This window comes from Azospirillum halopraeferens DSM 3675 (genome assembly GCF_000429625.1).
GTDB classification, from domain to species: Bacteria; Pseudomonadota; Alphaproteobacteria; order Azospirillales; family Azospirillaceae; genus Azospirillum; species Azospirillum halopraeferens.
In genome coordinates, this window is record NZ_KE386930.1 from 1 (window position 1) to 25,180 (window position 25,180).

Consider the following 25,180-nt stretch of genomic DNA (forward strand, 5'->3'; position numbering starts at 1 on the left):
GTCCATATCGACGGAGTCGTTTGGCACCTCGATGTCGGCTCATCACATCCTGGGGCTGGAGCAGGTCCCAAGGGTTCGGCTGTTCGCCGATTAAAGTGGTACGTGAGCTGGGTTTAGAACGTCGTGAGACAGTTCGGTCCCTATCTGCCGTGGGTGTAGGAATGTTGCGAGGATCTGTCCCTAGTACGAGAGGACCGGGATGGACGCACCTCTGGTGTACCGGTTGTCGCGCCAGCGGCACCGCCGGGTAGCTAAGTGCGGACGGGATAACCGCTGAAAGCATCTAAGCGGGAAACCCACCTCCAAACAAGCATTCCCCGAGAGCCGTGATAGACCATCACGTCGATAGGAGGCATGTGGACGCGTGGCAACACGTGAAGCTGAGCCTTACTAATCGCTCGATCGGCTTGATCTCGCCGCGCGCGCCATGCGCAGCAGCAAGCTCGCAACACACGCACCCTACGCTTCGTCCCGTCACAGAACCTTCTCATTGCACACGACGACACCGCGCGCCGGCCTGCCATGGCCGGCGCGCGGTGTCGTCGTGTGCTGAGCAAGCGGCGCAAGGCACGGCAATGAACCGCTTGCTCCGCGGTTCCCGACGGGCTTACCGTGCTCGGGTGGCGGAGGATGGCAGGCGGACCATGCCGGAGAGCGGGAACAGCGAGACGCCGGAGACCGCTCCGGAACGGTGGCTGCTGGCGGTGGCCCGCGATGGCGACCGGGCGGCGTTCGCCGCCCTGTACCGGCATTTTGCACCGCGGGTGAAGAGTTACGCCATGCGCCTGGGCCTCGACACCGGCGCGGCGGAGGAACTGGTGCAGGATGTGATGCTCACGGTGTGGCAGCGCGCCGCCACCTATGATCCGGCGCTTGCCGGGGCAGCCACCTGGATCTTCACCATCACCCGCAACCGCCGGATCGACCGGCTGCGGCGTGAACGGCGGCCGGAGTTCGATCCGGAGGACCCCGCCCTGGTTCCCGATCCCGCCGTTCCCGCGGACAGCGCCGTCGCCGCGGCGCAGGAGGCGGCCCGTCTGCGCCGGGCGCTGAAAACCCTTTCGGCCCCGCAATCCGAGGTGTTGCGCCTGGCGTACTTCGAGGAGAAGTCGCACAGCACCATCGCCGCCGAACGGGACATCCCGCTGGGCACCGTCAAAACCAGGGTGCGCGCGGCGTTGGCCCATCTCCGGCGCAGCATAGAGGAGCAGGTGTGAACGGCCCGTCCCACCATCCCGATGACGACCTCCTCCTCGCCTACGCCGCCGGCGGACCGGGCGGCGTGAAGGCGTTGCTGGTGGCGACCCACCTGGCGTTCTGCCCGGACTGCCGGCGCCGCGTCGCGGCCTTCGAGGCGGAGTGCGGTGCGTGGCTGGAGACGCTGCCGCCGTCCGACGGGACCGACGACGGGCTGACGGCGCTGCTGGCCCGCCTGGACGACCAACCCCGGTCTCCGGCCCCGCCGGTGCCGGCGTCGCGCCGCCGCACCGTTCCGCTCCACAACCCGACGATTCCGGAACCGCTGCGCAGCCGCCTGGGCGGCCCGGTCGAGGGGTTCGCCTGGACGCCGGTCAGCGAGGGCGTCGATCTCTCCGTATGGTCGCAGGCCGACGGCGGGTCCAGCGTGTGCCTGCTGCGCATGGCCGCCGGCCATCCGGTGCCGCCCCACCACCACACGGCGGGGGAAATGCTGCTGGTGCTCAAGGGCGGCTTCCGGGATGAGTACGGGCATTTTGTCCGGGGCGACGTGGCGAGCTATGTCGGCGACAGCGACCATCACGCCGTCGCCGATACGGACGGCGAGTGCCTGTGCCTGTTCCTGCTCGACGGCCCCATCGAGTTCCTGGATGCGCCGGCTACTCCGCCGGCCTGACGCTGCTTGCCGGTACCCGGCCGGCGCGGCGCGGGCGCAGCATGGTGTAGACGGCGGGCAGCAGCAGCAGCGTCAGCACCGTGGCCAGCCCGATGCCCGCCAGGATCACCACCCCGATCACCGCCCGCGCCTCCGACCCCGCCCCGGTGGAGATCACCAGCGGCACCGCCCCGGCGGCGGTGGACAGGGCGGTCATCAGCACCGGCCGCAAGCGCACGGCCGCCGCCTCGATGGCGGCGCTGCGCGGGTCCAACCCTTCCTCCTCCTCCAGGCGGGAGGCGAACTCCAGCATCAGGATGCCGTTCTTGGCGGCGATCCCCACCAGCATGATCAGGCCGATCTGGCTGTAGAGGTTCAGGCTCATCCCCGCCGCCCACAGCCCGGCCAGGGCGCCGGTGACCGCCAGCGGCACCGTCAGCATGATGCCGACGGGCAGGCGCAGGCTCTCGAACTGGGCGGTCAGCACCAGGAAGGCGATCAGCAGCGCCAGGGCGAAGGTGTAGACGCCCTCGGCGCGGGTCTCCAGGAACTCCCGCGCCTCGCCGCGGGTGTCCAGGCGGGCGGACGCCGCCGGCAGTTCCTCGCGGGCCAGGGCCTGCAGGTACTCCAGCGCCTCGCCCAGGCTGTAGCCCGGCGCCAGCCCGGCGGAGATGGTGACCGACCGCATGCGGTTGAACCGGTTCAGCCGGTCCGGCCCCGCCTCCTCGGTCAGGGCGACCAGGTTGGACAGGGGGATGGCGGCGCCGGTTGCGGCGGAGCGGACGTAGACGTTGTCCAGGTCGCGCGGTGCGGCGCGGTCCCCGGGGCGGAGCTGGAGGATGACGTCGTACTCCTCGCCGCGGTCGAGAAAGGTGGTGACGGTGCGCGACCCGAACAGTGTCTGCAACGTGGCGCCCACCGCCTGCACCGGCACCCCCAGCTCGGCCGCGCGTTCGCGGTCGACGGCGACGGCGAGCTGTGGCCGCCGCTCCTCATAGTCGGAATCGAGCCCGACCAGGCCGGGGTTCTCGCCGGCGCGCTCCAGGATGCGGTCCCGCCACACGGCCAGATCCTCGTAGGAGGGGCCGCCGATGACGAACTGCACCGGCCGCCCGCCGCCCTGGCGCCCCAGCGACGGCCGTCCGCGGGCGAACCCGGAGGTGCCGGGCAGGGAGCGCACGAAGGCGGACAGTTCGGCGACCAGCTCCTGCTGGCTGACGTCCCGATCCCGCCAGTCGGACAGGGCGACGATGGCCCGCGGTTCCGGCCGCCAGCCGCCGGCCACCGCCAGCACATTGGCGACCGTGCCCTCCTCCACATGGGCCAGCAGGGCGCGTTCCAGAACGTCGAGATAGCCGGCGGCGTAGTCGAAGCCGGTCCCCGGCCCGGTGTCCAGCAGGACGAACAGGCCGCCGCGGTCCTCAGGCGGCACCAGCTCCTGCGGCAGGGCGCGGTAGGCGACGACGGCCAGCGCGGCGATTCCGGCGAACCCGGCCAGCGCCAGGGCCCGGCGGTCGACCATGGCGGTGACGACGCGGCGGTAGCCCCGTTCCAGCCCGCCGAAGCCGCGGTCCACCGCCCGCTGGACGCGTCCGGGCGCCGCCCGCCGGCGCAACAGCCACACCGACAGGGCGGGCACCAGGGTCAACGCCGCCACGCTGGACACCACCACCGTGCCGGCGATGGTCAGCGCGAACTCCACGAACAGGCGGCCGGTGTCGCCCTGCTGCAGCCCGATGGGAGCGAACACCGCGACCAGCACCGCCGAGGTGGCGACCACCGCGAAGAACACCTGCCGGCCGCCGCGCGCCGCCGCCTCGGCCGGCGGTTCGCCCCGCTCGATGCGGCGCCAGATGTTCTCCAGCACCACGATGGCGTCGTCCACCACCAGCCCGGTCGCCAGGACAAAGGCCAGCAGCGTCAGGATGTTGATGGAGAAGCCGAAGAGGTGCACGGCGGCCAGCCCGCCGATCAGCGACACCGGGATGGTCAGCGCCGGAATCAGGGTCGCCCGGCCGCTGCCGAGGAACAGCAGAATCACCGCCACCACCAGCACCACGGCGATGGTCAGGGTGATCAGCACCTCGCGCAGCGCGTTCTCCACGAACAGCGAGCTGTCGTAGCTGACGCCGATGCTCAGGCCCCCCGGCAGCTCCGCGACGATGCGGTCCAGCTCCGCCCGCACGGCGCGGGACACCTCCAGCACGTTGGCCCGGCTCTGCGCCACGATGCCGAGCCCGACGGTGTTGCGTCCGTTGGCGCGGAACAGCACGTTGGGCTCGGCCGGCGCCACCTCCACCAACGCCACCTCGCCCAGGCGCACCGTCGCCCCGTCGCGGGTCGCCACGGGCAGGCGGGCGAAGGCGTCGGGGTCGGCATAGACGCGCTCCATGCGCATGGTGACGGTGCGCGTCGCCGATTCCAGACGGCCCGCCGGCAGCTCCAGGTTCTCCCGCCGCAGCGCCTCCTCCACGTCGCCGGCGGTGACCCCGCGCGCCGCCATGGCCGTCCGGTCAAGCCAGACCCGCAGGGCGGGCCGCCGCTCGCCCCCCAGGTTGACGCGGCCGACCCCGTCGATGGCGGTCAGCCGGTCGACCACCAGACGGTCCGCCAGATCGCTCAGCGCCATGGGGTCCAGGCTGTCGCTGCGCAGGGACAGCCACATCATCTCGTCGGCGTTGTCGTCGACCTTGGCGACCTCCGGCGCGTCGATGCCGTCGGGCAGGTCGCGCAGGGCGCGGTTGACGCGGTCGCGCACGTCGTTGGCGGCGGCGTCGATGTCGCGCCCCGGATCGAACTCCACCCGCACCGTGGAGCGGCCGTCGGTGCTGGCGGAGGACAGGGACTTGATCGCCTCGATGCCGGCCAGATGGTCCTCGACGATGCGCGAGACGCGGGCCTCCATCACCGCCGCCGAAGCACCGGTGTAGGTGGTGCGCACGGTGACCACCGGCGGGTTGATGTCGGGCGCCTCGCGCACCGCCAGCCGGTCCAGCGCCACCAGCCCGAAGACCACCAGCAGCAGGTTCAGCACCAGGGCGCCGAGCGGCCGGCGCACCGCCAGTTCGGAGAGGGTCACGGAGCGCGCCTCCCCTACTGCGTCAGGGCCGGCGCCGGTCCCGGCGCGGCCGCGGGATCGCCCAGCAGGTCGGCGACCGGCGAGTCCTCAAGGGAGCGGACGTCCAGGCGGTCGCCGTCGGACAGCTTGGCGGCCCCCTCGATCACCACCCATTCGCCGGGGGCAAGACCGGAGACGATCTCCACCCGCCCGGCCTCGCGCTGCCCGGTGCGCACCGCCCGCCGCAGCGCCCGCCCGTCGGCGTCCACCAGGAAGACGTACGCGGACGGGCCGACCGGCACGACCGCGGTGTCCGGCACCACCACGGACTCCCGCGTCCCCGTCACCAGCACCACCTGCATCAGCATGCCCGGACGCAGGGCGTCGTCGGGGTTGGCGATGGTGGCGCGCACCACCGCCTGGCGGGTCAGCGGGTCGATCGTCGTGTCCACCTCCCGCACCCGGCCGGCGAAGGTCCGGCCGCCGTACGCGCGGGTGGTGGCCAGTACCGGCTGGCCGGGCGCCAGCCGGCCCAGATGGTCCTCCGGCACCCGGAAATCCACGTCCACCTCGGTGATGTCGACCAGCGTGGCGATGGGATCGCCGGGGCTGACGAAGGCGCCGGGGCTGATCTGACGGAAGCCGAGCACCCCGGCGAACGGGGCGGTCACCGTGCGCCGCTCCAGCCGCGCCTCGGCCAGCGCGACCTGCGCCCGGGCGGCGTGCAGCGCGGCCTCAGCCTCCTCCAGCGCCGCCGCCGAGGCGGTGCCGCGGGCGCGCAGGGCGCTGGCCCGCTCGTGCGCGCGCCCGGTCCGCTCCAGCTCGGCCCGGGCGGTGTCCAGCTCCGCCTCCTCGATCTCGGTGTCGAGGCGGACCAGCACCCGGCCGCGCTCCACCCGCGCCCCGTCGTCAAAGGCGAGCGTGCGCACCTCCCCCTGGGCGCGGGCGGTGATGACCACGGATTCGCGTGCCCGTGCCGTGCCGACCGATTCGATCCGTTCGCTCACCGCCGCCGTGGCCGCCGGTTCGGCTGTCACCACCTCGGCCGTGCCGCCCCGCGCCTCCTGCGGCGCGGGTGCCGTTTCGTCCGCCGGCCACAGCCGGTCCCGACCGAAGTAACCGCCGGCGGCGGTCAGGGCCAGGACCAGCGCGATGATCGTCCATCGCCCCATGAAGGTCCTCCGCCGCCCGCCGGGGGTGTCGCGTCGGTCCGCCGGGCCTTCCCTTATCTAGTACGGCAACCGGGGGCTGCCATGGCCGGGCGGGTCGCGGGGGTTGCGGCCATTGATCCCGCCGGTGATCCCGGCTATAGGGTCGCCGCCTTGGCCCCTTCGGAGGATCCCATGGCAGCCTGCGGCCTCGACTTCGGCACGTCCAACACCACGCTCGGCGCGGCGGCGCCGGACCGGACGCGGCTGGTGTCCCTGGAGGGGGACCACACGACGCTGCCCAGCGCCCTCTTCTTCGACTTCGCCGGCGACGCCACGGTGTTCGGCCGCGCCGCGGTCGCCGCCTATGCGGAGGGGGAGGACGGGCGGCTCATGCGCTCCATCAAATCGGTGCTGGGCACCGACCTGATCGACGCGGACACCACCCTCAACGGCCGGCGAATCGCCTTCCGCGCGGTCATCGCCACCTTCCTGGGCGAGGTGCGGCGGCGCGGCGAGCGGGCGGCGCAGGCGCCCCTCGACGCGGTGGTGCACGGGCGCCCGGTGCATTTCGTGGACGGCGACCCGGCGGCCGACGCGGCGGCGGAAGCGGTGCTGGCGGAGATCGCGCGGGCCGTCGGCTTCGCCGACGTCTCGTTCCAGTACGAGCCGATTGCCGCCGCCCTCGATTACGAACGCCGGGTGGACGGCGAGGAGCTGGCGCTGATCGCCGACATCGGCGGCGGCACGTCGGACTTTTCCATCGTGCGCCTGGGACGGGAGCGGCGGGGCCGGGCGGAGCGCGGCGACGACATCCTGGCCAACGACGGCATCCGGGTCGGCGGTACGGACTTCGACCGCGACCTGTCCATCGCCGCGGTGATGCCGCACCTGGGCTACGGCAGCCCGATGAAGCGGGCCGGGCTGGTGGCGCCGCGGGCGCCCTTCCTCGACCTGGCGACCTGGTCGAAGATCAACTTCCTCTACACCGCCAAGGCGCTGGCGGAGCTGAAGCGCCTGCACCGCGACAGCGCGCGGCCCGACCTGATCGCCCGCCTGATCGGCGTGGTGGAGCAGCGCCGCGGCCACGCCCTGGCCATGGAGGTGGAGCGCGCCAAGATCGCCCTGTCCGGGTCGCCGCGGACCGTCCTGCCGCTCGACTTCGAGGATGCCTCGGAAGCGGCGGAGCTGGCGGCCCGCGACCTGGTGGAGGCGACCGGGAGCCTGGCGGCGCGTATCGGCGGGCGCATCGACGCCTGCCTCGCCATGGCGGGGTTGCCGGCGGGGCGCATCGACGCGGTGTTCCTCACCGGCGGCTCCACCCTGCTGCCCCACGTGCGCGCCGCCATCACCGACCCCCTGCCCGACGCCCGCGTGGTCACCGGCGACACCTTCGGGTCGGTGGGGCAGGGGCTGACGCTGGAGGCGCAGCGCCGCTACGGCACCGCCTGACGGGGGAACCCTGCCGCAGCCGCGGCGTTGGCCCGGGGGAACCATCGCGGAGGATACCCCCATGGAGCCGGCCCTGAGCCCCGCCCGGCAGGCGGTCAAGCCGGACTGGTTCGACCCGCTGCTGCACGTTCTCGCCACCGTGTTCGAGGGGGCGGGGGTGCTGGTGATCACGGTCGGCACCCTGTCCGCCCTGGTTCTCTTCGCCCTGCGCCTGCACCGCGGCGACGATCGCTCGGACGCCTTCCGCCGTCTGCGCACCGGTCTGGCGCGCGGCATCCTGCTGGGGCTGGAACTGCTGGTGGCGGCCGACATCATCGGCACGGTGGCCGTCCGGGCGACGGTGGAGAACCTGACGACGCTGGCCCTGATCGTGCTGATCCGCACCTTCCTCAGCTTCGCTCTGGAGGTGGAGATCGACGGGCGCTGGCCCTGGCGCAAGGCGGAGGTGGAGCGGCGCCGGGAGGCACCGGCGCCGCCGCGTTGATTCTCCGGATCAAAACCGGCCGAACAGCAGGTTCGGCACGAACAGCACCGCGTCGGGCAGGAAGACCAGCAGCAGGGTTACCGCGGACACCGCCAGGAAAAAGGGGACGGATTCGCGGGTGTACGCGCCCACCGGACACTTCAGGATGGAGCATACGGCGTACATGGCCGCCCCCACCGGCGGGGTGAAGTTGCCGATGGTGGCGGCGACGATGAAGATCGCGCCGAAGTGCACGGGATCGCCGCCGAGGTCGCGCACCAGCGGCAGGAAGATCGGCGTCAGCATGATCACCAGCACCGTGCCGTCGATGACGAAGCCGATCACCAGCGCGAACAGCACGATCAGCACCAGCACGCCCTGAAGGTTGTCGGTGATGCCGAGGATGGCGCCGGCCACCGCCTCGGGCACGCGCTCCAGCACGATGCCGTAGCTGAAGATGGCGGACAGGGCGATCAGGAACATCACCGCGCCGACGTCGGCCAGGCTGCCCTCCAGCGCCTCCAGGATGCTGCGCCGGCCCAGCCGGCGGTAGACCAGCAGGCCGATGACCAGCGCGTACACCACCGCGAAGGCACCGATCTCCGACGGCGTGAAGACGCCCAGGCGCAGGCCCAGCAGCAGGAAGACCGGAAACAGCAGCGCCCAGATCCCGGCGCGCAGGGCGGCGGGCACGGCGCCGCGGGGCAGGGGTTCGGTGCGTTCGGGCGCGTAGCCGCGGGCCCGGGCCGTGAGCGCCACGGTCAGTGCCAGCGCCGCCCACAGCAGCAGGGCGGGCACGAAGCCGGCGGCGAACAGGCGGCCGATGGAGACCTGGCCGATGGTGCCGTAGAGGATCATGCCGATCCCCGGCGGGATGACCGGTGTCAGCACCGAGCCGAAGGCCAGCACGCCGGCGGCGAAGCCGCGGCTCATGCCGCGCCGGATCATGCCGTCGCCCAGCATGCGCGCCTGCATGGCGGCGTCGGCGATGGCGGAGCCGGAGACGCCGCCCATCAGCCCCGACAGGACCAGCGACACCTGGGCCAGCCCGCCCTTCCACCGTCCCGTCAGCACCGAGGCGAGGCGCAGGAGCTGTTCGGTGATCCCGGACTTGTTCATCACGTTGCCGGCCAGGATGAACAGCGGGATGGCCAGCAGCGCGAAGTTCTGCGTCTGGGAGACGGTGACCTGGACCGGGATGGTGAAGGGCAGCTCCGGGTTCTGCACGAAGAACAGCGCGCCGGAGATGCCGATGGCGAAGGCCACGGGCATGCCCATCAGCACCAGCACGACGAAGGCAAGGGAAACGATCAGCATCGGGCACCCTTCGTCGCGGTGTCGCCGGCCGGTGCGGCGTCCGGCGGCTCGCGGAGCAGACGGCGCGCCTTGAGCGCGGTCGTGATCAGCAGGAGCGCGGCGCCCACCGGCAGGCTCATGGTCACCCAGGAGTAGCTGACGCCCGGAATGCCCTGGAAGCTGCGGGCGCGGCCGACGTAGGACATCCACAGCCCGGCGCCGATCAGGAACACCAGGAAGGCGGCGATCAGCCCCAGGTTGACCAGCGCCAGCCGGCGCTGCGCGCCCGCCGGCAAGCGTCCCGACACCAGGTCGATGGCCATCAGTCCGTCCTTGCGCCAGGCCACGTCGGCGCTGAGGAAACAGGCCCAGGCGAACAGGCAGGTGGCGACGTCCATGGTCCAGTTCATGGGCGTGTGCAGCAGCCGCGCCACCCCGCCCAGGAAGATCATGGCGACCATCAGCACCAGGAACGTCCCGGCCACGGTGGCTTCGATCCGGCACAGCCAGCGGTAGGCGGCGGTCATGGCGTGCGGCCTCCGGGTCTGGCCGGAGGTTCCCCCCTCGTGCAGCGGGGCCGAGGGGGGACAGCGGCGAGGCTCACGGCTTGCCCATCTCGCGCGCGACGGCATCGCGGGCTTCGCTGAGGTTCAGCGCCTTGTAGGCGGCGTCGCCGGCACTGCGGAAGGCGTCGCGGTCCACATCCTCCACGATGGTCATGCCGCGCTCCTTCAGCGTCGCCCTGGCCTGCTGCTCCAGCGTCTGCAGGTTGGCCGAGGTCTCGGCGCCGGCCCGCCGGCACTCCTCCACCAGCGCGGTCCGGTAATCCTCGGGCAGGGACGTGAAGAAGGCGTTGGACACCACCTGGAAGTTCACCAGCAGGATGTGCCCGGTCTCGTTGGCGTACTTCAGCACTTCGTAGAAGCGGCCGCCGGGGATGTTGTTGTAGACCAGTTCCACCCCGTCGATGGCGCGCTGCTGGAGCGCGGGGTACATGTCGCCGAAGGCCATGGCGACCGGGGCGGCGCCCAGCGCCCGGATCGATTCCTGCCAGATCGGGGCGGGCGGCGTGCGCACCCGCAGGTTGGCGACGTCCGCCGGTGTGCGCACGGGCTTGTTGGTGAAGAAATGGCGGAAGCCCTGCACCCAGTCGAAGCAGACCACCTTCAGGCCGTGTTTTTCCGCCAGCTCCTCCTGCCACCGCACCATGGTCGGCGCTTCGGCCAGCCGGGCCACGTCGGCGGCGGAATCCAGGAAATAGGGGCCGTTGACCACGGCCATGCCGGGCACGTAGATGCCCAGGCGCGCCGCGTCGGTGTTCTGGCCGACGTTGGCGCCCTGGCGCATCTGTTCGATGATGTCCTCCTCGACGCCGAGCTGGGCGGAGTGGAACACGTCGATCTTCAGGCCGCCGTTGGTCCGCTCCTCCACCCGCTTGGCCCAGTCGAGGAATCCCTGGTGGAAGGGTTCCTTGGGACCGAGCACGTGGTTGAAGCGCAGCTTGAACGTGTCCTGCGCCTGCGCCGCGCCGGCGGCGGCCAGCAGGCCCAGCGCGGCACAGGCGGCCGCCAGCGTCTTGCCGAGAGAAGCCATGTCCGTTTCCTCCTCAGGGTGTTCGGTTCGTTGTTCGAGGGCCCGGCGCTCACGCCGGGTCCGGCACCGCGATGGCGTAGCGCGCCCCCAGGCGGGCGAACGCCTCGGCCGTCGCGGGGTCGATGGGGATACCGGCGACGGCGCGGCGGTCGGCCTCGGCCCATTCGCGGTCGCCGGGCGCCATCACCGTGCCGCCCGGCACCGTGCGCGAGCCGCGCAGGGCCGCCAGATAGCGGGTCATGCCGTCGCGGAAGTCGTCAGCCGGCAGGAATGCCTCCGGTCGCAGCGCCAGCACGAAGGCCCCCATGCCGCGGGGCGTCGACAGGTCCGGTCCGGCCATGGGCAGGATCTCGACGCTGAGCTTCATGCCCGTCAGCACGGCGCTGAGGATCTCCACCAGGCCGGCCAGGCCGGCGCCCTTGAAGCCGAAGGCACCGCCCAGCGGCGCCAGCATGTCCGCCACCTCGGCGTCGGTGGTGTCGCGGCCGCCGGCATCGGAGGCGACACCCTCCGGCAGGGTGCGGCGCAGGCTCCGGTAGAGCTGGATCCGGTTGTAGGGGATGGCGCTGGTGGCCATGTCGAACAGCCAGGGACGCTGCCCCTCCACCGGGACCGCCACCGCGATGGGGTTGGTGCCGTGGAACCGCTCGGCCCCGTCGTGCAGGCGCACGAAGCTGTCGGAGTTGCACACCGCCAGGCCGACGCAACCCGCCTCCGCCGCCGCCAGCGCGAAGGCGCCCGCCGGCCCGAAATGGGAGGAGTTGCGGATCGCCACGGCCCCGATGCCGAAGCGCCCGGCCAGCTCCACCGCCCGTTCCTGCGCCGTGTAGGCGCCCAGCGCGCCGTGGCCGTGGCCGGCGTCGAGGGTGGCGACGGCGCCGAACTCCGCCACCACCCGCACGACGGGGCGCGGGGCCACGCGCCCTTCGGTCATCACCGTGACGTAATGGGGCAGCAGGCGCACGCCGTGGCTGTCGATGCCCAGGCGCGACGCGTGCATCATCGCCCGCGTCGCCGCGTCCGCAGTCGCCTCGTCGGCCCCCGCGGCGAGGAACACGGCGCGGCAGAAGCCGGCCAGCGCGTCGGCCGCCACACGGGCCGAAGGGGCGGGGGCGTCGGGTATCCCGGTGCTCACAGGGTCTGTCCTCCGTCGACGACCAGCAGGCCGCCGGTCATGAATGCGGAGTCGTCGCAGGCCAGGTAGACCGCGGCGGCGGCCATCTCCTCCACGGTGCCGAGGCGGCCCATGGGCTGGCGGGCGACGAAGCGGCGCCGCGCCTCCTCCGGATCCGGTTCGGCCAGGATGCGCGCTTCCAGGGAAGGGGAGCGGGTGGTGCCGGGGCACAGGGCGTTGCAGCGCACGCCCGAGGCGATGACGTCGCGGGCCACCGCCTTGGTCAGCCCGATCACCGCCGCCTTGGTGGTGCCATAGGCGGCGCGGTTGGGCACGCCGGTGATGCTGGACGCCACCGAAGCGACGTTGACGATGCTGCCGTGCCCGCGCGCCAGCATCGCCGGCAGGGCGGCGCGGATGGTGTGGAACATGGACGTCACGTTCTGGTCCCAGCTTCGCGCCCAGTCCTCGGCCGTGCAGTCCATCAGCGTGCCGTTGTGCACCCAGCCGGCGGCGTTCACCAGCACGTCCAGCGGGCCGGCTGCCGCGACGGCGCGCGCCACCGCCGCACCGTCGGTGACGTCCAGCGCCACCGGCGCGATGGCGGGGTTCAGGGCGGGCAGATCCTCCATCTTCGCCGCCGTGCGGCTGGCGGCGACCACGTCCGCCCCCTCCGCCGCGAAGGCCAGCGCCACCGCCCGCCCGATCCCCTGTCCGGCGCCCGTCACCAGCGCCCGTCTGCCCGCCAGCCTGCCCGCCATGGCCCTGTTCCGCTCCGTCCGTCCGATCTTGTGTCCTATGTATACACTAGACATACTTTGGTGGGCGTGCAATCGGAATCGGCGGACGCCGGCGCCTGCGGCGGCGTTCAATCGCAGCGGGAACACAACATTTGTTTAATTAATATCGGGTAGCGTAACCTCGCCGGGGAAACCGGATGTCCGGTGCGTCTGTCAGGCCACGTTCGGGGGGTACATGTTCATCCAACTGTCACGCGCGGCGCGAAGGACGCTCGCCGCGATTGCCGTTCTGGCCGCCGTCGTGGCGACGGCACCCGCATCGGCGGACGGGCTGAAGGTCGCCTATGTGGAATTCCCGCCCTTCTCCCACACCGAGGATGGCCGGCCCAAGGGGTCGCTGATCGACCTGTTCGACGCCATCGCCCGCGACGCCGGCCTGACCTACACGGCGGAGTCGGCACCCGCCCGCCGCATCTTCACCGGGATTCCCGACGGCAGCTTCGACGTCTTCCTCGGCATCCGTACGCCGGCGGAGTTCGAGGGCACCACCCTGACCAGCAAGGAACCGCTGGGCACGCTGGAACTGCGGGCCTGGGGCATCGGCAAGGTGCCGACCATCAAGGCGAAGGAAGACCTGATCGGGATGACCCTGGTGGTGCAGACCGGCTTCTCCTATGGCGGCTGGCGTCCGTGGATGGGCGATCCCGTCAACCACGTCGATCTGGTGGAGGCGCGCACGCCAGAACAGGCGCTGGCACTGCTGCGGGCGGGCCGCGCACCGGTGCTGCTCCAGTACGCACAGTTGATGGATCAGGTGCTCGCCGCCGGCGGCGCCGTGCCGGATCTGGTGTCGAGCGTCGTGTCGGCGCCGGAGATCTACATCGTGCTGTCGAAGAAGACGCCGGGGGCCGAGGCGCTGATGGCCCGGCTGGACGCCAGCGTTGCGAAGCTGAAGGCGTCCGGCGCCATCCGCTGACCGGATCGGGGAACAGGGAAGGGTGGGGGCGGTGATGGCGGTACAGGGCGAGGCCGGGCGGGCGCCCGGCGGCATGGGGCTGCGGCTCCGAACGGTGCTTCTGATCGGGTTGGTTCTGCTCGTCTACCAGGCGCTCAGCATCGGGCTGGGCGTCGTGCGCTCCATGGAGGACGCGCGGGAAACCCTGGACGCGCGGGGCCGCATGATCGCCGCGCTGCAGGCCCGCGCCGCGGCCCTGCCGCTCTACGACCTCGACCTGGAGCAGGTGCGGCAGGTGGTGAAGGCTCCGTCGGGGGATCGCGACTATCTCGGCAGCTTCGTGCGCGACGACAAGGGCAAGATGGTGGCCGAGGACGGCGACGTCCGCGCCGACCGCGGCTATGTGGAGGCGGTGCAGCCCATCGTCGCCGGGGCGGCGGGGCAGGAGCGGCGGATCGGCGACTATGTGCTGCGCCTGCGCACCTCGCGCGTCGAGGCGCGCATCGTCGACGACGCGCTGATGCAGGTGGCGGGCGGTGTGGCCGCGTTCCTGGCGATCATGGCGGCGCTGTGGCTGGTGGTGACCGCCATCACCGGGCCGCTGATGACGATCACCGCGGCGGTGGCGCGGCTGGCCGACGGCGACTACGGCATCGCCGTGCCGGCGCTGGACCGTCGCGACGAGGTGGGCGCCATGGCCCGGGCCATCGACGTGCTGCGCCGCAACGCCGGCCAGCGCGAACAGCTCGAAGCGGAGAAGCAGGCCCGCCGGGCCGAGGATCTGGAGCGGGCGGATCGGCTGACCCGGCTGGCGGCGGAGTTCGAATCCGCCATGCAGCGGGCGGTGCAGGAGGTGTCCGCCTCCTTCGCGCAGATGCAGTCCGCCGCCGGCACCATGCTGGACGGCGCCCACCGGGCCGAGGACTGCAACCGCACCGTGGCCTCGGCCGCGGACGAGACGGCGCGCACGGTGGAGACCGCCAGTGCCGCGGCCGAGGCGCTGACCCGGTCCATCCGCACCATCGCCGCCACGGTGGAGCAGTCGGTCGCCATGTCGCAGGAGGCGTACGGCCGCGTCGACTCCACCCGCCGCACGGTGGAGACGCTGGCCGCGTCGGCCGCCAAGATCGGCGAGATCACCAGCCTGATCAACTCCATCGCCGGGCAGACCAACCTGCTGGCGCTGAACGCCACCATTGAGGCGGCGCGGGCCGGCGAGGCCGGCAAGGGCTTCGCCGTCGTGGCGTCGGAGGTGAAGACCCTGGCCAACCAGACGGCCAAGGCCACCGAGGAAATCTCCGGCCAGATCGCCGCCATCCAGGGTGCCACGCAGCAGACGGTGCAGGCCATTGCCGGCGTCTCGGAAACCATCGCGTCGCTCAAGCAGCGCGCCTCCGACATCGCCGGCGGGATGGAGGAGCAGCTCGCCGCCACCGGCGAGATCGCCCACCAGGTCCGCCGCGTCGCCGACGAGGCCACCACGGTGACCGGCGCCATCGGCGTGGCCAGCGGCGTGTCCGCCGACGTCGCCCGTTCGGCGGGAGAATCGGTTGAGGTGGCGCGCCAGCAGCAGCAGCGGTTCGCCGTTCTCGACGACACCGTCCGCCGCTTCCTGACGGCCATCAAGGCGGGCTGACCCACGGCGGCATCCCCGCCCTGCGGCCGAGCGTCTGGCCGCGGGCGGGGGGATGGGGTAAGACGGGATCGTTCACAACAAGAACGACCTCACGGCAAGAACCACAGGGACAGACGCACCCCATGGACACCCCCACCCGCATTGCGCGCGCCGCCGATTTCCTGATCGCGGCGCGCACCGGGGCTTCGCGCCCCGACGATCTGCCCGAAGACCTGCGCCCGGCCGATGCCGAGGACGCCTACGCCATCCAGGACGCGGTGGTCCGCCGCATCGGCCCTGCCGGCGCCTGGAAGGTCGGCGCCCGTACCCCCGAGGCCGAGCCCAACCGCGCGCCGATCCTGACCTCGGTGATGAGCGCCGCTCCGGCGGCGCTGCCGGGGACCGCCTTCTCCATGCGCGGAATCGAGGCGGAGGTAGCCGTGCGCCTGGGCCGCGACCTGCCGGCGCGCGAAGCCCCTTATGGCCGCGACGAGGTGCTGGACGCCATCGACGCGCTGATGCCGGCGCTGGAGGTGGTGGACACCCGGTTCCGCGACCGCACGGCCGCGGCGCCGCTGTCGCAGCTCGCCGATTGCCAGTCCAACGGCTGGTTCGTTTACGGCGCCCCGGTCACCGACTGGCGCGGCCCGGACCTGCTGACCCTGCCGGTCCGCCTGTGGATCGATGGAGAGGAACGGCTGTCGGTGCGCGGCGGCAACACCGCCGGCGACCCGCTCGCCCTGGTGGTCTGGCTCGCCGAGTCCCTGTCGCGGCGCGGCGCCGGGCTGCCGGCCGGCACCATCATCACCACCGGCACCTACACCGGCATGATCCCGGTGGGGCCGACGGCCACGATCGCCGCGGAGCTGGAGGGGTTGGGACGCGTCGAACTGCGCTTCACCTGACGGTCCGGGGCACGCCTGCCGGTCTTCATCCGTGGATCCGGGGCTGGCCCGACCGGGGTCGCTGACCCAGGTTAAGGGGCGGCCGGGGCGCATGCGCCTTCCGGCAAGGGGAGGAGCCCATGGGCCCCATGGAACGGGTGAAGACCTTCGTTGTCCTGCTGGTCGCAGGGCTCGCGACGGTGCTCGTGGCGGCACTCATGTCGGGGCCCGCCATCCCGGCCGAGCGGGTGGATGCGGCCGGCGGCGCCGTGGTGCTGGACGTGGACGGCCCTATCGGGCCGGCCACCGGCGACTACGTGGTGCGGGGGCTGGAGCGCGCCCGTGATCGCGGTGCTGCGCTGGTGATCCTGCGCATCGATACGCCGGGTGGCCTGGATTCGTCGATGCGCACCATCATCCGCGGCATCCTCGGCTCCCCGGTGCCGGTCGTCGCCTATGTGGCCCCCGGCGGGGCGCGGGCGGCGAGCGCCGGGACCTACATCCTCTACGCCGGGCATGCCGCGGCCATGGCGCCGGCGACGACGCTGGGTGCGGCCACGCCGGTGCAGGTCGGCGGCAGCCCGTTCGGGGACGACGCCGGACCCGGCGACGGTGACGGCGACCGCGACGGCGACGGCGGCGTGCCGCAGCCGCGGAGCGCTGCGGAGCGCAAGATGATCAACGACGCCGTCGCCTACATCCGCGGCCTGGCCGACCTGCGCGGGCGCAACGCCGACTGGGCCGAGCGGGCGGTGCGCGAGGCGGCCACCCTGACCGCCCACCGGGCGCTGGACGCCGGGGTGGTGGAGATCGTCGCCCGCGACATCCCCGACCTGCTGCGCCAACTGGACGGGCGGGCGGTGCAGGTGGGGGAGGAGACGCGCACCCTGCGCACCGCCGGCCTCGCCGTGGTGGCGATGGAGCCGGACTGGCGCACCCGCCTGCTGGCCGTCATCACCAGCCCGAACGTCGCCTACATCCTGATGCTGGTGGGGTTCTACGGCATCCTCTACGAATTCATTTCGCCGGGCGCCCTGTTTCCCGGCGTCGTCGGCGCCATCTGCCTGTTGCTGGCTCTGTTCGCCTTCCAGGCCCTGCCCATCAATTACGCCGGGCTGGGCCTGATCGCGCTGGGCCTCGCCTTCATGGTGGCGGAAGCCTTCATCCCCAGTTTCGGGGCGCTGGGCATCGGGGGGATCGCCGCGTTCGCCATCGGCTCCGTCATGCTGTTCGACAGCGACGTGCCGGGTGTCGAACTGGCCCTGCCGGTGGTGGCCGCGGTGACCCTGGTGACGGCGGCGGCCATGGCCGGCATCCTGACGCTGGCCCTGTCCGGCCACCGGCGTCCCGTGGTCAGCGGCCGCGAGGGCATGATCGGGGCCGCCGGCACGGTGGTGACGGGCGGTGACGCGCCGCGGGTGCGGGCCCACGGAGAGATCTGGGCGGCGCGCGCCGCCGTCCCGCTCCGGCCGGGCCAGCGGGTGCGCGTCACCGGCCTGAACGGCCTGACGCTGGAGGTCGAGCCGGACGAACCACAACACGGGAAAGGAGACGGACCATGACCCAGGCCGCCTACGTGCTCATCGCGCTGGCCATCCCGATCATCGCGCTGATCGCCGTCATGCTGCGCATCCTGCGGGAATACGAACGCGCCGTCATCTTCCAGCTCGGCCGGTACTGGGGCGTCAAGGGGCCGGGGCTGATCATCCTGATCCCCTTCATCCAGCAGATGGTGCGCGTGGACCTGCGCACGCTGGTGCTGGACGTGCCGCCCCAGGACGTCATCTCCAAGGACAACGTGTCGGTCAAGGTGAACGCCGTCATCTATTACCGCGTCATCGACCCGGCCAAGGCGATCATCCAGATTGAGGACTACCACGCGGCGACCAGCCACCTGGCCCAGACGACCCTGCGTTCGGTGCTGGGACAGCACGAGCTGGACGAGATGCTGTCGGAACGCGAGCGGCTGAACCTGGACGTCCAGCGCATCCTCGACGAGCAGACGGACGGCTGGGGCATCAAGGTGTCCAACGTCGAGATCAAGCATGTGGACATCGACGAATCCATGGTTCGCGCCATCGCCCGCCAGGCGGAAGCCGAGCGCGAGCGGCGCGCCCGCATCATCAACGCCGAGGGCGAACTCCAGGCGGCGGAGCGGCTGACCGAGGCGGCCCGCATCCTCTCCGCCGGGCCGGGGGCGATGCAGCTCCGCTTCCTCGGCACCCTGCAGGCGATCGCCAACGAGCGCACCTCCACCATCGTCTTCCCGCTGCCCCTGGAACTGGCCACCGCCCTGCAACGCCTGACCGAGGGCAAGGGGGCGCCACCGGCCTGAGGGCTCCCGGGCACCTCCGGGGCCTCACCGTCTTTCCGGCACCACCGTCACGTCCCGCGGCGATCACGGGTGGGGGACGCAGGGTGCGTCCACCACCGTATGCCTGCCCGCACCGTGAATACCGTGGGCGCCCACGGCCGTGTTCTCCCGATGACGGACTCTCCCTTTCCCCGCAGGAACTTTTCGGGTTCAGGTCAATTGACGGCTGGCGCCTCCCGTCCCGGCGCCGGTCCGGGCAAGGAAGAGGCGGTGATCGCCTGTGCGCTCATCGGGGACCGGGGCTGCGGGCGTGCCCATTCCGGTCTCCGGGAGAAGGGATTCATGAGCCGCATTCAACCGACCGTCGACGAAGTGAGGGGCAAGGTCGCCATCGTGACCGGAGCCGCCAGTGGCATCGGCCAGGCCACAGCCGAGTTGCTGCACGCGCGCGGTGCCCGCGTCGTGGCCGAGGACATCGATCCTGCGGTGGGCGACCTGGAGCGTGACGGGCTGGTGCCCCTGATTGCCGACATCACAAAGGACGGCAGCGCCGAGCGCGCGGTGTCCACGGCCCTGGACCGGTTCGGAAGGCTCGACCTGCTGGTGAACAATGCCGGCCGCATTCTCTACAAACCACTGGTGGAGATGACCCGGGAGGACTGGAACTGGCAGATGGAGACGAACGTCACCGGCGCCTTCCTTCATTCCCGGGAGGCTATGAAGGCCATGATCCCGAACAAATCCGGGGCCATCGTCAACATAGCCTCATACGCCTCCTATTTCGCCTTTCCCGGCATTTCCGCCTATACGGCATCCAAGGGCGCGCTGGCCCAGCTCACCCGCACCCTGGCATTGGAAGCCATCGACCACGGCATTCGGGTGAACGCCATCGGTGTCGGCGATGTGGTCACCAACCTGCTGAACCACTTCATGGAGGATGGCCGCGGCTTCCTGGCTGAGCACGGGAAGAACGCGCCGATCAAGCGGGCCGCCGACCCGGCGGAGATCGCGGAGATCGTCGCCTTTCTGGCATCCGACAGGGCCAGCTTCATCGTCGGCTCCGTCGTCATGGCGGACGGCGGCATGAGCGTTCCCGTGGGTTGATCGATCAAGGCGCACGGTGCCCGGAGCCCATCCGCGCACCGTGCGCCGGCAGCCGACCCGCTCGGGCGTCGGGGCATCCGGCAACCGGCGCTGCCGGACCCGCCCGATCAGCGCCGCCCGTCGCCGTTGCCTTCCAGCGTCGACAGGTCGCCCTCGGGAAGGCCCAACTCCCGGGCTTTCAGCAGGCGGCGCATGATCTTGCCGCTGCGGGTGTGGGGCAGGGCGTCGCGGAACTCCAGCGCCCGCGGCGCCACCGCCGGTCCCAGGCGGGCCCGGGCGTGGCCGATCAGGGCGCGGGCCAGCGCCTCCGACGGGGTGTGGCCGGCCTTCAGCGTGACGAACGCCTTGACCGTCTCGCCGGCGATGGGGTCGGGGACGCCGATCACCCCGGCCTCGGCCACCGCCTCGTGCTCCATCAGGACGCTTTCCACCTCGAACGGGCCGATCAGGTGGCCGGCGGCCTTGATGACGTCGTCGGCGCGGCCGACGAAGCGGAAGCAGCCGTCGGCGTCGCGCACGCCGAGGTCGCCCGACAGGTACCAGCCGTCGGCGAAGCAGCGGCGGTAGCGCTCCTCGTCGCCGAGATAGCCGCGGAACATGGACGGCCAGCCGGCGCGCAGCGCGATCTCCCCCACCGTGCCGGGCCCGTCGGCGACGCGCACGCCGCCGCCGGGCGTGCGGGTGACGATGGCCGCCTCGATCCCCGGCTCGGGCCGGCCCATGCTGCCGGGCCGGACGGGGGCGTCGACGGCGCAGGCGATCATGATCGCCCCGGTCTCGGTCTGCCACCAGGTGTCGCGGACGGGCAGGCCCAGGGTGTCCTGCGCCCAGGTCACGGCCTCGGCGTTGAGGGGCTCGCCGACGCTGGCGATGACGCGCAGGGCGGGTCGGTCGTAGCGGCGGGCCACCGCGGCCCCGGCCTTCATCAGCATGCGGATGGCGGTGGGGGCGGTGTACCAGACGGCGACACGGTGGTCGCGCAGGATGGCGTACCAGCGCTCCGCATCGAACTCCCCGTCGTCCACCAGCACGGTGGCGCCGGCCGCCAGGGGGGCGACGATGCCGTAGGAGGTGCCGGTGACCCACCCGGGATCGGCGGTGCACCAGAACACGTCGTCGGCGCCCAGCCCCAGGGCGTGCCGGGCCGTCGCCAGATGGCCGACCACCGCCCCGTGCACATGCACCGCCCCCTTGGGGCGGCCGGTGGTGCCGCTGGTGAAGTGCAGCAGCGCCATGTCCTCCGGCCCGGTGGGGGCGCAGGGGGTGTCCGGGTCGGCGGCGGCCAGCGCCGGGTGCAGGGCCACGGTGCCGGGCCCCTCGTCGCCGTCGGCGGCGCCGTCCACCAGCAGCACATGGCGCAGCCCCGGCAGGGAACCGCGCAGGCACGCCACCTTGCGGCGGTACAGGGCGCGGGTGGTCACCAGCACCCGCCCGTCGCCCGCCGCCAGACGGGTGCGCACCGGCTCCGGCCCGAAGGCGGAGAACAAGGGCGAGAGGACGCAGCCGGCTTTCAGCGTCCCCAGGGCCGCGGTGTACAGGTCGGGCACGCGGCCCAGCAGGGTGAAGACGCGCTCCCCCCGCTCCACCCCGAGCCGGTGCAGCAGCCCGGCGAAGCGGCCCGACAGGCCGGAAAGCTCGGCGTATGAGACCGTGCGCACGGTGCCGTCGCGCCCCGGGCAGCGCAGGGCCACCCGGTCGCCCCGGCCGCGGGCGACGTGGCGGTCCGCCGCCTCGTGGGCGATGTTCAGCCCGCCGCCCGGCAGCCCGTCCACGCCGGGCCGGGCGCCGTCCCGCTCGTCGCCGATGCCGTGCACCATGCTCCACCTCGCCGCTTGCGGCCCGCCATCCTTGCTAGCCGGGCGGGCGGGGGATGTCCATGCGGCAGGGCATCCCGACCCGAAAGAGGCCGGATGCCCTACGGTCGGCGTTCCGGTTGCGCGCTTGCGGCGGGGGCGGGCGCATCCTATCGTAACCTTAACGGGAGGCCCGCGCCTCCGATGCCTACCCACTGCCCGGAAAGGGTTCGATACGATGCTTCAGACGCCCCGCAGCCTGCGCGGCATGGTGACCTCGCCCCATCATCTGGCGAGCGAGGCGGGGTTGCGGGTGCTGCGCGACGGCGGCAACGCGGTGGAGGCGGCGGTGGCCGTCGCCGCGACGCTGGCGGTGGTCTACCCGCACATGACCAGCATCGGCGGCGACGGGTTCTGGCTGATCGCCGAGCCCGGCGCGGACCCGGTGGCCATCGACGGCTGCGGCGCCACCGGCGCCGGCGTGGATGGCGCCCTTTACGCCGGCCGCGACGCCATTCCCTGGCGCGGGCCGCTGGCCGCCAACACCGTGGCCGGCACCCTGTCGGGCTGGCAGGCGGCGCTGGAGCGGGCCGCCGGCTGGGGCACGGCGCTGCCGCTCGCCCGCGTCCTGGAGGACGCCATCGCCCACGCCGAGCACGGCTTCGCCGTGACCGACAGCCAGGCGGAGCTGACGGCGGCCAAGCGGCCGGAACTGGCGGACGTCAGCGGCTTCGCCGATCAGTTCCTGACGGACGGCCATGCCCCCGCGGCGGGCAGCGTGATGACGCTGCCGGCACTCGGTGCCACCCTGCGGCGCATCGCCGAGCGCGGCCCGCAGGATTTCTACACCGGCGAGACCGCGCGCCGGATCGCCGCCGACCTGGCGCGCGCCGGCGCCCCGATCACCGCGGCCGACCTGGAGCGGCACCGGGCGCAGGTGCGCCGGCCCCTGTCGGTGGCGGTGCGCGGTGCGCGCCTGTTCAACTTCCCGCCGCCCACCCAGGGCATCGCGTCGCTGCTGATCCTCGCCCTGTTCGACCGGCTGGGGGTGCGCGAGGCGGAGGGCTTCGACCACGTCCACGGGCTGGTGGAGGCGACCAAGCAGGCGTTCCTGGTGCGCGATGCGGTCGCTATCGACCCCGCCCATTGCCCGCACGACCCGTGGAGCTTTCTGGCCGAGGACGCGCTGGCGCGGCTGGCGGGGCGCATCGACCGCGCCCGGGCCCTGCCCTGGCCGGCGCCCCCCGGCGGCGGCGACACCGTGTGGCTCGGGGTGATCGACGGGGCCGGCCGCTCCGTCTCGATGATCCAGAGCATCTATTTCGAGTACGGCTCCGGCGTCGTGCTGCCGGAGACGGGCATCGTCTGGCAGAACCGCGGCTCCAGTTTCCAGCTCGCCGACGGGGCGGTCAACGCGCTGATGCCGGGGCGCAAGCCGTTCCACACCCTGAACCCGGCGGCGGCTCGCTTCGACGACGGGCGGACCATGGTCTACGGCACCATGGGGGGCGAGGGGCAGCCGCAGACGCAGGCGGCCGTGTTCTCCCGCTACGGCATGTTCGGCCAGCCGCTCCAGCAGGCGGTGACGGCGCCGCGCTGGCTGCTGGGGCGCACCTGGGGCGAGCAGAGCGTCAGCCTGAAGCTGGAATCCCGCTTCGACCCGGCGCTGGTGCAGGCCCTGCGCGACGCCGGCCACGACGTGGAGGTGCTGGCGCCCTACACCGCCACCATGGGCCACGCCGGGGCCATCGTGCGGCGGCCCGACGGCGTGCTGGAAGGGGCGACCGACCCGCGCAGCGACGGGGCCGTGGCGTCCTTCTGAGCAACCCCGGAGCATCCGGAGATCCGCGACCAAGGGCGGTCCGTGCCTGTTGATGAAGCGGCACGGACGACAGCGGAGGATTCGATCGATGACGGGCAAGCGGATACTGATCGTCACCACGTCCCACGACCATCTGGGCGACGGCGACCACAAGACCGGGCTGTGGCTGGAGGAACTGGCGACCCCCTGGTACGCCTTCCTCGACGCCGGGGCGGAGGTGGTGCTGGCCTCCGTCGCCGGCGGCGCCGTGCCCTTCGACCCGCGCAGCCTGCCGGCGCAGGCGGGGCGGGGCGGCGAGCAGCCGGAGGAGCGGCCGGACACGCCGGCTTCGGTGCGCCGCTTCCTCGACGACGAGCGGGCGGTGCAGGCGGCGCGCTCCACGCCGTCGGTGGAGCAGGTGGCGGGCGAGCCGTTCGATGCCCTGTTCCTGCCGGGCGGCCACGGCACCATGTGGGACTATCCGGCCAGCGACACGCTGGCCCTGCTGGTCGGCTCCTACGCCGACGACGGCCGCATCGTCGCCGCGGTCTGCCACGGTCCGGCCGGGCTGGTGGCGGCGAAGCACAACGACGGGCGCCCCATCGTCGACGGGCGGCGGGTCAGCGCCTTCACCAACTCCGAGGAGGAGGGGGTGGGGCTGGCGCAGACCGTGCCCTTCCTGCTGGAGGACCGGCTGCGCGAGCTGGGCGCCCGGTTCGAGCGGGGGCCGGACTGGCAGCCCTTCGCCGTGCGCGACGGCACCCTGATCACCGGCCAGAACCCCCAGTCGTCGGAGCTGGTGGCCCACCATGTGCTGGTGGCGCTGGGCCTCGGCCTCGACCCCGACCTGACGTCGGAGCAGCGGGTGCGTGAACGCGCCTATGCGATCTGGGAGGCCGAGGGGCGTCCCCACGGCCACCATGAGGATCATTGGGCGCGGGCCATCCGCGACGTCAACGCCGCCGGTGCGCGCCCCGGCACGACCCCGGCACGCGGCGTGCAAAGCGGCACGGTGGTGGAAGGGGCCGACAGCGGCGGCGAGCGCACGCTGGGCGGCACCGGCTCCACCGGGACGCTGCGCACGCCGCGGCCCTGACCCTCTCGAAACCCTTCCGGAGACCGGAATGTCCGACAGCATCCCCAACCACAGCTCCGCAAGCTTCCGCCTGGCCTTCGAGGACCGCGACTTCATGATGAGCGCCTCGATGCGCGGCGTCCGGTTCATGCTGGAATACGCCAAGCCGGAGGAGCGCCTGCAAGCCTGGGGGGTGCGAACGACCATCGTCGCCTTCGGCAGCGCCCGCGTCCCCTCGCCGGAGCAGTCGCAGGCGGAGCTGTCGGCCGCCCGCACGCCCGAGGAGCGGGCGCGGGCGGAGCAGCGGGCATCGCGGGTGCGCTGGTACGAGGAGGCGCGCCGCTTCGGCCGCCTGGTGTCGGAACGCGGCGGGGCGCTGGCCCCGACCGCGGACGGCCAGCGCGACAACGTCATCGCCACCGGCGGCGGTCCCGGCCTGATGGAGGCAGCCAACCGCGGCGCCGCCGACGCCGGGGCGCCCAGCATCGGCTTCAACATCACCCTGCCGCGCGAGGAGCGGCCCAACCCCTATTCTACCCCCGACCTGACCTTCCGCTTCCACTACTTCGCCATCCGCAAGATGCACCTGGCCATGCGGGCCAACGGGCTGGCGGTGTTCCCCGGCGGCTTCGGCACGCTGGACGAGGCGTTCGAGATCCTGAACCTGCAGAACACCAACAAGGCCACCCGCCTGCCCATCGTCCTGGTGGGCCGCGACTACTGGAACGAGATCATCAACTTCAGGGCCCTGGTCGACCACGGCATGGTCAGCCCCGAGGACGTCGAGCTGTTCGACGTGGTCGACACCGCGGAAGAGGCCTGGGACGCCATGATCCTGCGCGGCCTCAAGCGCGGCTCGCCGCCCCTGGGCGCCGCCGGCACGGGGATCGAGGCGGGGCAGGACGCGGACTAATACGGCCGGA

Annotated in this window: 21 protein-coding genes and 1 rRNA gene; 14 read left to right on the plus strand and 8 right to left on the minus strand. The window is 72.5% G+C overall.

The annotated features are described in order from the left end of the window. From G472_RS0129450 to G472_RS0129460, 3 genes are all read left to right on the plus strand, one after another. Positions 1–415, plus strand: a 23S ribosomal RNA gene (locus tag G472_RS0129450); the annotation flags it as partial. A gap of 229 nt (positions 416–644) precedes the next feature. Then, complete coding sequence (locus G472_RS0129455; RefSeq protein WP_029011268.1) at positions 645–1,217, plus strand: sigma-70 family RNA polymerase sigma factor; 573 nt, start codon at positions 645–647, stop codon at positions 1,215–1,217. Next, positions 1,214–1,873, plus strand: a complete 660-nt coding sequence (locus G472_RS0129460; RefSeq protein ID WP_029011269.1) for a ChrR family anti-sigma-E factor — start codon at positions 1,214–1,216, stop codon at positions 1,871–1,873. Before G472_RS0129455 ends, G472_RS0129460 begins: the two co-directional genes overlap by 4 nt. Here the strand turns inward: G472_RS0129460 and G472_RS0129465 are convergent. Both G472_RS0129465 and G472_RS36395 read right to left on the minus strand, forming a co-directional pair. Then, positions 1,857–4,931, minus strand: coding sequence for an efflux RND transporter permease subunit (locus G472_RS0129465; protein WP_029011270.1), 3,075 nt, complete (start codon positions 4,929–4,931; stop codon positions 1,857–1,859). The genes G472_RS0129460 and G472_RS0129465 overlap by 17 nt on opposite strands. A 14-nt stretch (positions 4,932–4,945) precedes the next feature. Further along, the gene (locus tag G472_RS36395) at positions 4,946–6,082 is read right to left on the minus strand and encodes an efflux RND transporter periplasmic adaptor subunit (protein ID WP_051341571.1); all 1,137 of its coding nucleotides are present in this window, start codon (positions 6,080–6,082) and stop codon (positions 4,946–4,948) included. 171 nt (positions 6,083–6,253) lie between these two features. Here G472_RS36395 and G472_RS0129475 point away from each other — a divergent pair, with 171 nt between their 5' ends. Together G472_RS0129475 and G472_RS0129480 are read left to right on the plus strand one after the other, a co-directional pair. Continuing rightward, a complete protein-coding gene (locus tag G472_RS0129475; protein WP_029011271.1) occupies positions 6,254–7,510 on the plus strand; it encodes an Hsp70 family protein in 1,257 nt (418 codons plus the stop codon). Positions 7,511–7,571: 61 nt separating this feature from the next. Next, positions 7,572–7,994, plus strand: a complete 423-nt coding sequence (locus G472_RS0129480; RefSeq protein WP_029011272.1) for a DUF1622 domain-containing protein — start codon at positions 7,572–7,574, stop codon at positions 7,992–7,994. 9 nt (positions 7,995–8,003) lie between these two features. On the opposite strand, the gene G472_RS0129485 is transcribed toward G472_RS0129480, so the two are convergent. The 5 genes from G472_RS0129485 to G472_RS0129505 form a co-directional block, all read right to left on the minus strand. After that, positions 8,004–9,290 carry a TRAP transporter large permease gene (locus tag G472_RS0129485; protein WP_029011273.1) on the minus strand — a complete coding sequence of 429 codons (1,287 nt, stop codon included), beginning with the start codon at positions 9,288–9,290 and terminating at the stop codon, positions 8,004–8,006. Next, on the minus strand, positions 9,284–9,796 hold the full coding sequence (locus G472_RS0129490; RefSeq protein WP_029011274.1) for a TRAP transporter small permease: 513 nt from the start codon (positions 9,794–9,796) through the stop codon (positions 9,284–9,286). The genes G472_RS0129485 and G472_RS0129490 overlap by 7 nt, the downstream gene beginning before the upstream one ends. A gap of 73 nt (positions 9,797–9,869) precedes the next feature. Then, positions 9,870–10,862 (minus strand): C4-dicarboxylate TRAP transporter substrate-binding protein, encoded by a 993-nt coding sequence (locus G472_RS0129495; protein ID WP_029011275.1) that lies wholly within the window; start codon positions 10,860–10,862, stop codon positions 9,870–9,872. 49 nt (positions 10,863–10,911) lie between these two features. Further along, positions 10,912–11,997 (minus strand): Ldh family oxidoreductase, encoded by a 1,086-nt coding sequence (locus tag G472_RS0129500; protein ID WP_245593625.1) that lies wholly within the window; start codon positions 11,995–11,997, stop codon positions 10,912–10,914. Then, on the minus strand, positions 11,994–12,737 hold the full coding sequence (locus tag G472_RS0129505; protein ID WP_029011277.1) for an SDR family oxidoreductase: 744 nt from the start codon (positions 12,735–12,737) through the stop codon (positions 11,994–11,996). The genes G472_RS0129500 and G472_RS0129505 overlap by 4 nt, the downstream gene beginning before the upstream one ends. Positions 12,738–12,951: 214 nt before the next feature. On the opposite strand from G472_RS0129505, the gene G472_RS0129510 reads away from it, so the two are divergent. The 6 genes from G472_RS0129510 (at position 12,952) to G472_RS0129535 (ending at position 19,588) form a co-directional block, all read left to right on the plus strand. Continuing rightward, positions 12,952–13,692 carry a substrate-binding periplasmic protein gene (locus tag G472_RS0129510; RefSeq protein ID WP_029011278.1) on the plus strand — a complete coding sequence of 247 codons (741 nt, stop codon included), beginning with the start codon at positions 12,952–12,954 and terminating at the stop codon, positions 13,690–13,692. Between the two features lie 34 nt (positions 13,693–13,726). Further along, positions 13,727–15,307 carry a methyl-accepting chemotaxis protein gene (locus tag G472_RS36400; protein WP_051341573.1) on the plus strand — a complete coding sequence of 527 codons (1,581 nt, stop codon included), beginning with the start codon at positions 13,727–13,729 and terminating at the stop codon, positions 15,305–15,307. Positions 15,308–15,429: 122 nt separating this feature from the next. Then, positions 15,430–16,191: a 2-keto-4-pentenoate hydratase gene (locus G472_RS0129520; protein WP_029011279.1), complete on the plus strand. Its 762-nt coding sequence runs from the start codon at positions 15,430–15,432 to the stop codon at positions 16,189–16,191. Between the two features lie 119 nt (positions 16,192–16,310). After that, complete coding sequence (locus tag G472_RS0129525) at positions 16,311–17,732, plus strand: NfeD family protein (RefSeq protein ID WP_211100275.1); 1,422 nt, start codon at positions 16,311–16,313, stop codon at positions 17,730–17,732. Continuing rightward, positions 17,729–18,505, plus strand: coding sequence for a slipin family protein (locus G472_RS0129530; RefSeq protein WP_029011281.1), 777 nt, complete (start codon positions 17,729–17,731; stop codon positions 18,503–18,505). Before G472_RS0129525 ends, G472_RS0129530 begins: the two co-directional genes overlap by 4 nt. A 150-nt stretch (positions 18,506–18,655) precedes the next feature. Further along, a complete protein-coding gene (locus G472_RS0129535; RefSeq protein ID WP_211100276.1) occupies positions 18,656–19,588 on the plus strand; it encodes an SDR family NAD(P)-dependent oxidoreductase in 933 nt (310 codons plus the stop codon). 107 nt (positions 19,589–19,695) lie between these two features. Here G472_RS0129535 and acsA read toward each other — a convergent pair whose 3' ends face one another. After that, positions 19,696–21,405, minus strand: a complete 1,710-nt coding sequence (acsA, locus tag G472_RS36405) for an acetate--CoA ligase (protein WP_051341574.1) — start codon at positions 21,403–21,405, stop codon at positions 19,696–19,698. Between the two features lie 214 nt (positions 21,406–21,619). On the opposite strand from acsA, the gene G472_RS0129545 reads away from it, so the two are divergent. From G472_RS0129545 to G472_RS0129555, 3 genes are all read left to right on the plus strand, one after another. Beyond that, complete coding sequence (locus G472_RS0129545; protein WP_029011283.1) at positions 21,620–23,203, plus strand: gamma-glutamyltransferase family protein; 1,584 nt, start codon at positions 21,620–21,622, stop codon at positions 23,201–23,203. Between the two features lie 88 nt (positions 23,204–23,291). Beyond that, a complete protein-coding gene (locus G472_RS36410) occupies positions 23,292–24,278 on the plus strand; it encodes a DJ-1/PfpI family protein (protein ID WP_245593626.1) in 987 nt (328 codons plus the stop codon). Positions 24,279–24,306: 28 nt separating this feature from the next. Further along, positions 24,307–25,170, plus strand: coding sequence for an LOG family protein (locus tag G472_RS0129555; RefSeq protein ID WP_029011284.1), 864 nt, complete (start codon positions 24,307–24,309; stop codon positions 25,168–25,170). Positions 25,171–25,180: the final 10 nt, after the last annotated feature.

Coding starts and splice junctions, on each gene's coding strand:
- G472_RS0129545 (WP_029011283.1), top strand. CDS start 21,620: ATGCTTCAGACGCCCCGCAGCCTGCGCGGCATGGTGACCTCGCCCCAT.
- G472_RS0129555 (WP_029011284.1), top strand. CDS start 24,307: ATGTCCGACAGCATCCCCAACCACAGCTCCGCAAGCTTCCGCCTGGCC.
- G472_RS36395 (WP_051341571.1), bottom strand. CDS start 6,082: ATGGGGCGATGGACGATCATCGCGCTGGTCCTGGCCCTGACCGCCGCC.
- G472_RS0129535 (WP_211100276.1), top strand. CDS start 18,656: ATGACGGACTCTCCCTTTCCCCGCAGGAACTTTTCGGGTTCAGGTCAA.
- G472_RS0129505 (WP_029011277.1), bottom strand. CDS start 12,737: ATGGCGGGCAGGCTGGCGGGCAGACGGGCGCTGGTGACGGGCGCCGGA.
- G472_RS36400 (WP_051341573.1), top strand. CDS start 13,727: ATGGCGGTACAGGGCGAGGCCGGGCGGGCGCCCGGCGGCATGGGGCTG.
- G472_RS0129480 (WP_029011272.1), top strand. CDS start 7,572: ATGGAGCCGGCCCTGAGCCCCGCCCGGCAGGCGGTCAAGCCGGACTGG.
- G472_RS0129485 (WP_029011273.1), bottom strand. CDS start 9,290: ATGCTGATCGTTTCCCTTGCCTTCGTCGTGCTGGTGCTGATGGGCATG.
- G472_RS0129525 (WP_211100275.1), top strand. CDS start 16,311: ATGGGCCCCATGGAACGGGTGAAGACCTTCGTTGTCCTGCTGGTCGCA.
- G472_RS0129475 (WP_029011271.1), top strand. CDS start 6,254: ATGGCAGCCTGCGGCCTCGACTTCGGCACGTCCAACACCACGCTCGGC.
- G472_RS0129490 (WP_029011274.1), bottom strand. CDS start 9,796: ATGACCGCCGCCTACCGCTGGCTGTGCCGGATCGAAGCCACCGTGGCC.
- G472_RS0129495 (WP_029011275.1), bottom strand. CDS start 10,862: ATGGCTTCTCTCGGCAAGACGCTGGCGGCCGCCTGTGCCGCGCTGGGC.
- G472_RS0129520 (WP_029011279.1), top strand. CDS start 15,430: ATGGACACCCCCACCCGCATTGCGCGCGCCGCCGATTTCCTGATCGCG.
- G472_RS0129455 (WP_029011268.1), top strand. CDS start 645: ATGCCGGAGAGCGGGAACAGCGAGACGCCGGAGACCGCTCCGGAACGG.
- G472_RS36410 (WP_245593626.1), top strand. CDS start 23,292: ATGACGGGCAAGCGGATACTGATCGTCACCACGTCCCACGACCATCTG.
- G472_RS0129510 (WP_029011278.1), top strand. CDS start 12,952: ATGTTCATCCAACTGTCACGCGCGGCGCGAAGGACGCTCGCCGCGATT.
- acsA (WP_051341574.1), bottom strand. CDS start 21,405: ATGGTGCACGGCATCGGCGACGAGCGGGACGGCGCCCGGCCCGGCGTG.
- G472_RS0129530 (WP_029011281.1), top strand. CDS start 17,729: ATGACCCAGGCCGCCTACGTGCTCATCGCGCTGGCCATCCCGATCATC.